This is a genomic window from Paenibacillus sp. sgz302191, assembly GCF_057749925.1.
Genome location: NZ_JBYLHY010000006.1, coordinates 353,458 through 365,584, shown reverse-complemented (window position 1 = coordinate 365,584; position 12,127 = coordinate 353,458). Strand labels below are relative to the sequence as shown.

General features: G+C 54.9%; 9 protein-coding genes. All 9 read left to right on the top strand.

The genetic code is table 11. The features are described 5' to 3' along the window. Nucleotides 1-122 precede the first annotated feature (122 nt). The 9 genes from AC3G2T_RS11855 (at nt 123) to AC3G2T_RS11815 (ending at nt 12,127) form a co-directional block, all read left to right on the top strand. Nucleotides 123-731, top strand: coding sequence for an aspartate aminotransferase family protein (locus AC3G2T_RS11855; RefSeq protein WP_488435564.1), 609 nt, complete (start codon nt 123-125; stop codon nt 729-731). Between the two features lie 235 nt (nt 732-966). After that, nucleotides 967-1,863: a sugar phosphate isomerase/epimerase family protein gene (locus AC3G2T_RS11850; RefSeq protein WP_488435555.1), complete on the top strand. Its 897-nt coding sequence runs from the start codon at nt 967-969 to the stop codon at nt 1,861-1,863. Then, a complete protein-coding gene (locus AC3G2T_RS11845) occupies nt 1,860-2,774 on the top strand; it encodes an AraC family transcriptional regulator (protein WP_474683367.1) in 915 nt (304 codons plus the stop codon). Before AC3G2T_RS11850 ends, AC3G2T_RS11845 begins: the two co-directional genes overlap by 4 nt. 108 nt (nt 2,775-2,882) lie before the next feature. Beyond that, on the top strand, nt 2,883-4,388 hold the full coding sequence (gene melA, locus AC3G2T_RS11840; RefSeq protein WP_474683368.1) for an alpha-glucosidase/alpha-galactosidase: 1,506 nt from the start codon (nt 2,883-2,885) through the stop codon (nt 4,386-4,388). Nucleotides 4,389-5,383: 995 nt separating this feature from the next. Beyond that, nucleotides 5,384-5,704: a cupin domain-containing protein gene (locus AC3G2T_RS11835; RefSeq protein ID WP_474683369.1), complete on the top strand. Its 321-nt coding sequence runs from the start codon at nt 5,384-5,386 to the stop codon at nt 5,702-5,704. Nucleotides 5,705-6,150: 446 nt separating this feature from the next. After that, complete coding sequence (locus AC3G2T_RS11830; RefSeq protein ID WP_474683370.1) at nt 6,151-6,927, top strand: DeoR/GlpR family DNA-binding transcription regulator; 777 nt, start codon at nt 6,151-6,153, stop codon at nt 6,925-6,927. 43 nt (nt 6,928-6,970) lie between these two features. Further along, nucleotides 6,971-8,458 (top strand): sugar ABC transporter ATP-binding protein, encoded by a 1,488-nt coding sequence (locus AC3G2T_RS11825; RefSeq protein ID WP_474683371.1) that lies wholly within the window; start codon nt 6,971-6,973, stop codon nt 8,456-8,458. 1,083 nt (nt 8,459-9,541) lie between these two features. Further along, on the top strand, nt 9,542-11,068 hold the full coding sequence (locus tag AC3G2T_RS11820) for a sugar ABC transporter ATP-binding protein (protein ID WP_474683372.1): 1,527 nt from the start codon (nt 9,542-9,544) through the stop codon (nt 11,066-11,068). A gap of 21 nt (nt 11,069-11,089) precedes the next feature. Continuing rightward, the gene (locus AC3G2T_RS11815; RefSeq protein ID WP_474683373.1) at nt 11,090-12,127 is read left to right on the top strand and encodes an ABC transporter permease; all 1,038 of its coding nucleotides are present in this window, start codon (nt 11,090-11,092) and stop codon (nt 12,125-12,127) included.

The following is a 12,127-nucleotide window of genomic DNA, read 5'->3' as shown; positions in this document are numbered from 1 at the left end:
GAGCTTCAGCGCAACATCGTCCCCATAGTGAAGGATCGCTCTTTCAAACGGAACAAACAGACAAAAGCTAACAAATTCACGAAGACCAAGCGGCGGGGGCTATAACCGCTTAACCTGACAACATTGGCGTTCACGCCGCCCATCCCGACTATGTGCGGCAGCTGCGCCAAATTTGCGACGAACGCTCGATTTTGCTCATTTTCGACGAAGTTCAAACGGGAGTCGGCCGAACCGGCACCATGTTCGCGTACGAACATTACGGGATCGAAGCCGACATCATGACGCTCGGCAAAGGGATCGGGGGCGGCTTCCCGCTTTCGGCGATGCTGACGAAGGAGGCTTACAACTTGTTCGAGCCCGGCGATCAGGGCGGCACTTACACCGGACAGCCGCTGGCGATGGCTGCGGGCCTCGCCGTCTTCAGCGAGGTGATCCGCCTGAATTTGCCGCGAAAAGCGAAGGAGCAAGGGGGCTATTTGCAACAGCGGCTGCACGAAATCGCAGCGAAGCACGGCCTGCGCAACATTCGCGGCAAAGGGCTGCTGGCGGCTTTTGACCTGCCCGAGCCAAAAGGCGCCGAGCTGGTCGCAAATTGCTTGCAGGCCGGCCTGCTCGTCAATTCGCCGCAGCCTGCGACGATTCGTCTTATGCCGCCGTTAATCGTGAGCCGGGAGGACATTGACGAGATGCTGGCTGTTTTGGACCGCGAATTGGATCGTTTACGGGAGTGACAGCTCCGCAACGCGCGATTATCCTCGCGTTGTCCGCAGCCCCGCTGCGTAGTATGCTATTCATGAAGAAGCATGAATGAGATAAACCTCTATCGAGGTCTTTCGAAGATGAGCGACCGCGTTTAGAGGTAGGTTTATTCGCCAATAAGAATGTGTTCTGCGCGCTTTAGCGCTGTAAAGAACTTAAACATTCTTATGTTGTAAAAAATGGCTTCAACATGGAAAGGAGCGGCGCATGACGGGTTGGAATCGGGTCAATGACGGAACGAATGAACCGCCGAAGCTGGCCATCGAGCAATCTTGGTGGGCGATGTCCGGTTTGGGTCAAGACGGCAAGGAGTGGTCGGCGGAAGAAAAGGTGGAGCGGATCGCTGAAGCGGGCTTCACGGGCATTTCCGGTTTTGTGCCGGCGCAGGCCGAGGCGGAGAAGTGGCACCGGCTCCTCGACCGGTACAAGCTGAGCTTCAGCGGCCTGGCTTATCCGCTCAAGGCGCAAGATATGGAGGGGCCGCTTCAGGCCGCCAAAGCGTTTGGCCGGGTGCGGTACATGAACATCCAGCTGATGGATGCGTTCGTTGTCGGCGAAGAGGCGCAGCGCTTGCTGGAAGGCGTGCTGGAAGCCTGCGAGCGCGCCGGCATCCCGGGTTTTATCGAGACGCACCGCGGCACGGTTACGCAGGATTTGATCCGCACGGCTCAGTATGTGGAACAACTTCCGCAGCTGCAGCTGACGATCGACCTGTCGCATTACGTCGTGGCCGGGGAAATGACCGGCGGCGGCAGCGAGCGGGCGGAGCGGCTTTTTGACCGGCTGCTGGCGCGAACGGCGGCCATTCATGCACGCGTGTCGAACGGCGAGCAGGTGCAGATCGATATCGGCCCGGATGGCGATCATCCTATGGCCGGCCATTTTGCTCGCTGGTGGAGGAAGGGCATGGAGCAGTGGCTGAAGCGGGCGATGCCCGGCGATGTGCTCCCTTTTGTCACGGAGCTCGGACCTCCGCGCAATTATGCGATAACCCGGATCGACGCTGAGGGACGGGAAGTGGAAATCTCCGACCGCTGGCAGCAAGCGCTGCTCCTGAAGCGGATCGCCGAGGAGCAGTGGCGGCAGGCGCGGAGCCGGCCATGAGCGGCGGCCTTTTTCAGAGCACGATGCTGGAGCGGGATTGCCATCCGCAGGTTATGGCTTACTATTTTAAACAATGGAACGGATTCCATATGCAGTTTCACCGGCACGATGCGATTGAAATCATGTATGCGATCCACGGCGCCTGCGATGTGGAAATTCAAACGAAACGGGAGGCGCACGATAGCGTCAGGCTGAAAAAGGGCGAGTTCATCATTTTGGATGCCAATGTGCCGCACAGGCTGCTGGTGGGCGAAGGCGCGCCCTGCCGGATGCTGAACGCCGAATTCCGCTTCGCCGACCGTAAGGGCGCATTCCCGTCGGTTCGGCAAATGGCGCTTGAAGACGGCGTATTGGCTTCATTTTTGACCGTACAGTCGCCTTATCTGGTGCTCCGCGATCCCGACGACGTGTACCACGTGCTCAAAAGCCTCGTACTGGAGCTTGACAGGCCCGGGGCCAAAAGCGAAACGATGGTGCACCTGCTTATGTCGCAGCTATTGATCCGGATCGCCAGACTGTGGCGGGAAACGTACCGCAGCGGCCAGCAGCAAAGCGACGTCTATGTGAAGCAGAGCATGGAGTATCTTCATCAAAACTACGACCGGGACATTCAGGTCAAAGATATCGCTGCGGCCGTCAGCCTGCATCCCGGCTATTTGCAGCGCATTTTCAAAACCAATACCGGCGTGACGCTGATGGAATATTTGACCTCGATCCGCATGGAAAAAGCAAAGATGCTGCTGCTCGAAACCGACGTGCAGATTGCGGAGATTTGCGATTATGTCGGGGTCGGCAGCCGGCAATATTTTCATATGCTGTTCAAAGCGTACACGAATCGGACGCCTTTGGAGTTCAGGCAGTCGATGGATACGCACATCATGAATTATCCGGAACAAAGTGAGGATTTTTGACAGACGCAGGGGTAAAAAGTGAGGAATTTGATAACGCTTCCGGCGGACGCTTTGCTACAATTGGTTTTGTGTAAGAAACCGAATGTGACAAAGAGAGGATGAAGTCTGATGTCGTTTAAAGTTGCTTTTATCGGGGCGGGAAGTATCGGATTTACCCGTGGTTTGCTGCGGGATTTGCTCGCGGTGCCTGAATTTCACAATATGGAAGTCGCTTTTACGGACATCAATGCGCACAACCTGGAGATGGTGACGGAGCTCTGCCAGCGGGATATTCGCGAGAACGGTTTGGCGATTCAAATCCAGGCGACGACGGACCGCAGGGAAGCTTTGAAAGATGCGAAATATGTATTATGTACGATTCGTGTAGGCGGGCTTGAAGCTTTTGCTACGGACGTGGACATTCCGCTGAAATACGGCATCGACCAATGCGTCGGCGATACGCTGTGCGCGGGCGGCATTATGTACGGACAGCGCGGCATCGCCGAGATGCTGAACATTTGCAAAGATATTCGCGAGACGGCTGCGCCGGACGTGCTGCTGCTCAACTATGCGAACCCGATGGCGATGCTGACTTGGGCGTGCAACAAATACGGCGGCGTGCGCACGATCGGCTTGTGTCACGGCGTGCAGGGCGGGCACTGGCAGATTGCCGAGGCGTTCGGCCTGAAGCAGGAGGAAGTCGATATCATCTGCGCCGGCATTAACCATCAGACGTGGTACATCCAAATCCGCCATAACGGCGAAGATTTGACCGGAAGGCTGCTCGAAGCTTTCGAGAAGCATCCGGATTTCAGCCGCACCGAAAAAGTGCGCATCGATATGCTGCGCCGTTTCGGCTACTACAGCACGGAGTCCAACGGGCACCTGAGCGAATACGTGCCCTGGTACCGCAAGCGGCCGCAGGAAATCGCCGAATGGATCGATCTCGGCAGCTGGATCAACGGGGAAACCGGCGGCTATTTGCGCGTATGCACGGAAGGCCGCAACTGGTTCGAGACCGATTTCCCGAACTGGATGAAAGATCCGGCCCTGGAGTACAAGCCGGAAAAGCGCAGCCACGAGCACGGCTCGTACATCATTGAAGGCCTGGAGACCGGCCGTGTGTACCGCGGGCATTTCAACGTGGTGAACGACGGCGTTATCGCCAACCTGCCGGCCGATGCGGTGATCGAAGCTCCGGGCTACGCGGACCGCAACGGAATTTCGATGCCGCGCATCGGTGATCTGCCGCTGGGGCCTGCGGCCGTATGCAATGCGAGCATCTCCGTACAGCGGCTTGCCGTAGAAGCCGCCGTGCACGGCGACGACAAACTGCTGCGCCAGGCGTTCATGATGGACCCGCTCGTCGGCGCAGTGTGCAATCCGAAGGAGATTTGGCAGCTTGTCGACGAAATGCTCGTCGCGCAGGAGCAGTGGCTGCCGCAGTACGGCAGCGCGATTGCCGAAGCGAAGCGGCGCCTCGCTTCGGGCGATCTGATCCCGACGAGAGACTACGAGGGCGCGGCGCGCCTGAAGGTGAAATCCGTCGAGGAGATGAAGCAGGACCGCGAAGCCGCCAACAAAAACGCCGGCGAATCGGACAAAGGCAAGGACCGCGCAGCGGCGGCGCACTGATCCGTTCGGCTCGGGGCGCACTCGCCTGCGGCCGATTTGAGCGGCTAGCGCGGCGTTGAGCTGCGCTGTGCTGCAGCGCGTTGCGGTAAGCTGAGCCGCGCTGCGCTGCCGCCGGAGCGCTGCTGCCCGGAGTCTGTATTTTAAAGCGGGCATCGGTTATAATGGATGAAACTGAAAAAGGACCTTGCGGTCCTTTTTTTACGCTGCCGAAAGTCGACCGAAAGCTGTCAGGCTGCGAAACACTGCGCGCTGGGAGCTGCGTGCGGTGCGAAGGCCGGGCCCGGTGTTTGGGCGCGGAAACGTGCAGTTTTCAGGCTGCCTGAGAAAGCCGCGACTTTCTATTAGGGCAGCCGGAGGGTAGTCCTGGTTGGGAGCGCAGCTTCCAGGCCAGGACTGGCTAGGCTAGGCTAGCCAGCCCGAAAACCTGCAAAAGTGCAGGCTTTTTCAGCGATTAGGGGGCATTTTGAGGAAAAGCCTGCGATTGTGCAGGAATTTCCGCCGAAAATGGGCCTGAGCTCAAGTATTCGCAAAAAAACCTGCACATTTGCAGGAATATTTCGTTGCCAACGCGTTGATGAGCAAAAACCTGTACGTTTGCAGGAATATTTTGCTGCGTGAGCATCAACGAGCCCAAAACTGCATTTTTGCAGCAATTTTTGCACGCGCTGTGGCGGGTGGGCGTGCTATCTTCTGGTGCATCAGTTTTTTCAATAGTCTGGTTTTTATAGGCTTTTTGCTCAATGCCAATAGCGTGGTCGGCCGGCCGCTGTCGTGCAGCGAAACACCGTGCGCCGGGAGGTACGTGTGGTGGAACTAAGCGGACTCTGCGCGCGAGAGCTTATCAGTAGGCTGACGTCCACGGCGTCATGGGAGATTTTACAGGTTTTCTGCGGGTTTTCTGCACGCGCCGCCAGTGAGCGGGTTTTTCGGCAGTTTTTTCGTATGTCGGGTACAAAGGAAAGTATCGTTTTCTGCACATGAGAGGAGCGACGGAAATGTCGAACATCGGAGTATGGGAACCGGCCGAGCCGGGAGTGAAGCGCTGTATTTTGAAGGCCGAAGGCGGCCTCATGATGATGGAAGTGCATTTTGAGCCGGGGGCGGAAGGGTACGAGCACAGCCATGTGCACGAGCAAATGTCCTACTGCCTGAAAGGTCGGATCGAGTTCAGAATCGACGGCACGGCGACGGTGATCGGGCAGGGGCAGTCCATTTACATACCAAGCGGGGCCAAGCATGGAGTGACGGCACTGGAATCGTCCGCGCTGCTGGATGTGTTCACCCCTGTCCGCGAAGATCTTGTAAAACGCGGTTAAATGCCGGATCGAACCGAACCGTTTAAGTATGGGACTTGACCACCGCCGTGCAGTACTGCAACGTACGCCGTGAGAGGGCACGCCCGGAGAGTTGATCCGAATTTTTGCGCCACCCGCAAATCATACAATGAAAAAACCGGTTTAACCGCCGGTTGCCGCATTCGCTTTTTTGGGCGAACAACATTGTGTGAGTTGGAGTGGCGCTTTTTTACCACATAAGAATGTTTAAAGTTCTTTCCAGCGCTAAAGCGTGAAGAACAGCATTCTTATTGGCGAATAAACCTACCTCTAAACGCGGTCGCTCATCTTCGAAAGACCTCGATAGAGGTTTATCTCATCGCGGCGAACCTGCAGTGTGAACGACCGCTTTTATTGAACGAACGCAATCGATCCGAAATGTGATATAATAGAACATAACATGAACGAAACGTACAAGGAGCTGCACCATGTTTGCTATCGAACGGTTAAATAAAATCAAAGAACTGCTTTACCAGCACAAACGGGTCGATGTGGTCGAGCTTAGCGAGCTTTTTTCCGTGACGGAAGTGACGATCCGCAGAGATTTGGACAAGCTGGAGCAGAGCGGTTTTTTGGTGAAAACATACGGCGGAGCGGTGATCAACGACAAGCTCGGCGCAGCCCGGGAGGCGGCTGTTCTCGAGGCGGATGATAAAACGATTGAAGAAAAGCGGATGATCGGCAAAATTGCCGCACAAATGATCGAGAACGGCGACGCGATCTATCTCAGTCCAGGCACGACTTGTCTGGAAATCGCCCGCAGCCTGAACGATAAGAAGGTGACCGTCGTCACGAACGACATGGTGATCGGCCTCGCCTTGAAAGACGCCGCAGGCGTCAAAGTGATCGTCACCGGCGGGGATCTCGTGCAGGCCGGTTCGACGCTGGTCGGGGGTTTTACGCTGCAGGCGCTCAGCGGCATTTACATCAACAAGGCGTTTGTCGGTGTCAAGGGTGTGCATCGAGATGCCGGGTATACGGTTGGCAGCTACGAGGAAGCGATGATTTTACAGGAAGTGAAAAAAATTTCCAGCGAAATTATCGTCGCAGCCGATTACACGAAATTCAACCGGACCGGGTTTGCCAAGCTCGGCGACTTGACGATGGCCAAAAAGGTCATTACGAACAAGCAGGTGCCGTCCGAGTTCAAAACGTTTTTTTTCGAGCACGCCGTCGCTTTGTATACAACCTTTGAGCTGGAATAAACCGTACTGCACTTGAACCTTTTGAAGAAATGAGGCACGCAGGGTGAACAATTTTTTGGAAATGAAGGGCATTACGAAACGCTTCCACGACAACGTCGTTTTGAACAATGTCGCGTTGAGCGCGGGTGAAGGCCAAGTGCATGCGCTGATCGGCGAAAACGGGGCAGGCAAATCGACTTTGATGAAAATATTGGCCGGGCTGTTCCAGCCGGATTCCGGCGACATTTATATCAATGGCCGGCAGGTGTCGATCCAAAGCCCCAAACAGGCGCAAGAGCTCGGAATCGCCATGATCCACCAGGAAATCCGGCTGTTCCAAGATTTGAACATTGCTGAGAACGTTTTCATACGCAGGGAACCGGTGAAAAAATGGACCCGGCTGATCGATTGGGACAGCGCTTACAAAGAAACCGGTGAATATCTCAAAAAGTTCGAGCTGAATTTCCATGCGCGAACGCTTGTCAGCACGCTCAGCATCGGGCAGCAAAAGCTCGTCGAAATCATCAAGGCCTACTCGCAGCACGCCAAAATTATGATTATGGACGAGCCGACCGCAGCGCTGACGGAGCAGGAAATCGAACTGCTGTTCAACATTATTCGCGAGATGAAAAAGCACGGCATTACGATCATATATATTTCGCACCGGATCGAGGAGCTGCAGCGGATCGCCGACCGGGTTACGGTAATCCGGGACGGTGAAGTCGTCCAGACGTACGGCATCGGCGAAGTCGATCTGAACGGAATCGTCAAAGTGATGGCCGGCAAGGACGTGGCGGACCGCTATCCGAAGCTGAAGGTGAAGCACGGGGATGAAATATTGCGCGTAGAGAACGTCGGTTACAACGGGCGGATCGAGCATATTCATTTTGCCGTGCGGCGAGGCGAAATTATCGGGCTGACCGGACTGAGCGGCTCGGGTCGCAGAACGCTGGCGAAAGTGCTGTTCGGCATATACGGGCCTTTCGAGGGCGCGATCGTGCTGAACGGCAAAACGTTCACTTCCATGACTCCCCACCTGGCCAAAAAGCACGGTCTTTGTTACGTGACCGGGCTGAATTCGGAGGAAGGGCTTATCTCCAATTCGCCGATATCCGAGAACATCACGCTGACGAACTTGAAGCGGGTGTCCCAAGCCGGGTTTTTGAATCGCGAGAAGGAAGCCGAAGCTGCCAAAGATTTGGTGGAACGGCTGGAAATATCGGTCAGCGAGCTGGAAAACGTCGATAATTTAAGCGGCGGCAAGCAAAAAAAGGTCATTTTGGCCAAGTGGCTGTTCGCCAACGCGAAAGTGCTGATCATCGAAGAGCCGACGGCCGGCATCGATATCGGCTCGAAGATGGACATTTACAACATCATGAACGAGCTTGTGCTTGCGGGGGCGTCGATCATTATGATTTCGTCGGACCTGCCGGAAATTATGGGGATGTCCGACCGGATTATGGTCATGTACAACGGGCAAATCCGCAAAATCTTTAACCGCAACGAAGCGACGCAGGAGCATATTTTGTACTATGCCTCGGGCGGCAAATAAAGCGATGAGCGGGAAACACGGCGGAGCGGGCGGGCTGCGGCGTGTTTTTTGTTGTTTCGGGCGCGGCTTGCCAGCCCGCAAGCTCTGCGTTCGCGCGACCGCAGGCGGTCGAACGATTCACCGCCCACCGGCATGCAGCGCAGCACCGTCCGTTGACGGGGTGCTTACTGCCGCGATCAGAAAATTTGCGCAAGTCAGGCTGTTGAGAATCCACCAAAAGTATGACCTAAATGCCCTTCTCAGATTGTTTTAAATCGTCCCCCACATAAAATTTAATCTGAGGGGAAATCCATTGGACTTTCAGTCGTGAGGGGCTGAATGCCTAGGATGAGCGGAAAAGCCTCAGTTTTACAGGCTGCCCGGAAGCCCACACGCCAGAGTTGGTCGCACAATCTGCCTGGTTGCACGAAGAAAACCTGCAAAAGTACAGTTTTTGCTCGATGGATACGTCCGCTGCGAAAAATTCCTGCAATTGTGCAGGCTTTTCGCCGCGAACATGGGCTCAGGTTCATTTTCACGGGATATTCCTGCACAATCGCAGGCTTTTCGCCAAAATGGACCATTTATAAGGAAAAAGCCTGCACTTTTGCAGGCTTTCTTCCTGACAAGCCGTTTTGTGCCCCACTTCAGCGCCACAATTATGTAGGAGTAGCGTGGGTTGGGGAAGAACGGCTATGCCCCTTATCAACTATCTGACATCTGCAGGGATTTTTCACTTTAGGCGTATCAACGAGCAAAAACTTGCGCTTTTGCAGGCACTCTCCGCATTGCCAAGCAGATGTGTTGTCTCCTAGTGTGGGGGTGTTAACAGCCTGCACGCAGTAGACCTGATTCTTTTCATTCTGAGGGTATCGTCTACGGCAGACGTTATGAGAGTTTTGCAGGTTTTCTGCGCATGACCGGTGATTCGCCGGTTCCGGCGAGCGGGGTGGACAATGTTCTTTTAGGGTTGAAACGAACATAAATGATCAAAAATGAAATCAAAAATTCAAAAAAGTTCTATTCATTTCAATTTTATCGTGTTATACTGTGTTTGCGAATACAGATGATGCGCTGAATAAGAAGGATAGGAGCAGGCCGCTTATGTCTGAGTTTATTTTGGAATTGAGAGCGATTACAAAGACGTTTCCGGGGGTTACAGCGCTCGATCAGGTGCAGTTCCAGCTGAGGCCGGGCGAGATCCACGCTTTGATGGGGGAGAACGGCGCCGGCAAGTCGACGTTTATCAAAATCATCACAGGGGTGCATGCCCCGGATGCGGGCGAGATGTACGTGAACGGCGAGAAGGTGCATTTTAACAATCCGAACGATGCACGCAAGCTGGGAATTGCCGCGATTTATCAGCACGTTACCTGTTATCCGGATTTGAGCGTCACGGAAAATATTTTTATGGGACACGAAAAAATTCAAAAAAGCACCAAACGCATCCTGTGGAGCGAGATGCACGAGGAAGCGGGCAGGCTGCTCAAAGAGCTGGGCGCAAGCTTCGACCCGAAAACGCAGATGGGGGCGCTCAGCATTGCGCAGCAGCAAATTGTCGAAATTGCGAAAGCGCTTTCTACGAATGCGAAGATTATCATTATGGACGAACCGACGGCGGCGTTGACCAAACGGGAGAGCGAGGAGCTGTACAAAATTGCCGAAAGGCTGCGGGACCGGGGGACGGCGATTATTTTTATCTCCCACAGGTTTGAAGACATGTACCGGCTGGCGAGCAGGGTGACCGTGTTTCGGGACGCGCAGTATATCGGCTGCTGGGGCATTCACGATATTACGAACGAAGAGCTGATCGTAGCTATGGTAGGCCGGGAAATTACGCAGCTGTTTCCGAAAAAGGAAACGAGGCCCGGCGACGAAGTACTGCGCGTCGAGGGCGCGGGTCGGACCGGATTTTTCGCCGATATCTCTTTTGCGGTTCGGAGGGGCGAGATTGTCGGGTTGACCGGGCTGGTCGGATCGGGGCGAAGCGAGGTGTGCCAGGCGATATTCGGCATTCATGCTTTGGACAGCGGCCGTATATATCTAAAGGGAAAAGAAATGCGGATCAAAAGTCCATTGGAAGCGATGAAATCGGGAATCGGCTATTTGCCGGAGGACCGGCAGCAGCAGGGGCTTGTGCTGGAATGGGAAATCGGGAAAAACATCACGCTTCCGTTTATCGGCAAATTTTCGAAGCAGGGTTGGCTGAATGTGAACAAGGAAGCGGAAACCGCGAAGGCGCTGGCGGAAAAAGTAAGCGTCAAAGCGGGCAGCATCTTCGATCTGGTCAGCTCCCTGTCCGGCGGCAACCAGCAAAAGGTCGTCTTCGCCAAGCTGCTGACGGCGGATCTGGACGTCATCATTCTCGACGAGCCGACCAAGGGCGTCGATGTGGGAGCCAAATCGGCGATATACGAAATCATCGGCGAGCTGGCGGCGCAAGGCTACGGGGTGCTGCTCGTGTCTTCGGAAATGCCGGAAGTGCTCGGCATGTGCGACCGCATCGTCGTGATGCGGGAAGGCCGGGTGACGGCCACGATGGACCGCAAGGATGCGACGCAGGAAGCGATTCTTGAAGCAGCGATGACCGGCAATCCTGCAAATGCATCGATGCGCGCGACAGTCGGATAACGAACAAGAGGTGGGGGCATTATGGCTGAAAGTACGACAGCTAAAACAACGCTAAACGCGAGTCCGGGAAAAAAAGCGTCGATAAGCGCCGGCATAGCTAAATTCAGAGAGCTTGGGCTGCTTGGTTTTATTATTTTGCTGTCCATTGCCGTCCAACTGCGCAATCCGAGCTTTTTAACGTTGGAGAACGTCAATGATCTGGTCAAAAATACCGCGATTTTAAGCATCCTCGCCGTCGGCATGATGCTCGTGATCGTGACGAGAGGAATCGATCTTTCCATCGGCGCAACGCTCGCCCTCTCGGGGATGGTTGCTGCGCTGACGGTAACGTTTTATCCCGGGCTTCATCCGGTATTCGCGATTTTGCTCGGTACGTCCATCGGAGTTGTATGCGGTTTCATGTTAGGTTTTCTCGTAGCCAAAGTGGGTGTGCTGCCGATTATCGCGACGCTAGGCATGATGAACGTGTTCCGAGGATTGACGTATACGGTCAGCGGAGGCAAATGGGTCAGCGCCCACCAGATGCCGGAAAGCTTTAAAGCGATCGCCACGACTTCGGTTTTGGGCGTGAATACGCTCATCGTGATCGCCGTTTTGATCTACATCGTGTTCTATTATTTCATTAACCACACGAGAACCGGACGGCAAATTTACGCTGTGGGGAGCAACCCGGAATCGGCCAAAATCAGCGGCATCAACAATACGAAAATTTTGTGGCTGGTCTATACCGTTATGGGCGCTTTGTCCGGGCTTGCGGGCGTCCTGTGGGTCGCCAAGTTCGCATCGGCCCAGGGCGATACCGCGATGGGATACGAATTAAGCGTCATCGCCGCTTGCGTGCTCGGGGGCGTCAGCATTGCCGGGGGCTCGGGCAAAATCGGCGGACTTTTGCTGGGCGCGATTCTCCTGGGCATTCTCAATAACGCGCTGCCATTGATCAACGTTTCTCCTTTTTGGCAGATGGCGATTCAGGGGACGATCATTCTCATCGCCGTGCTCATTAACGCAGTCGTAAAAAGAGGCGTGGACCGCAACCATCTCATGAGGAGGAAAATTTAA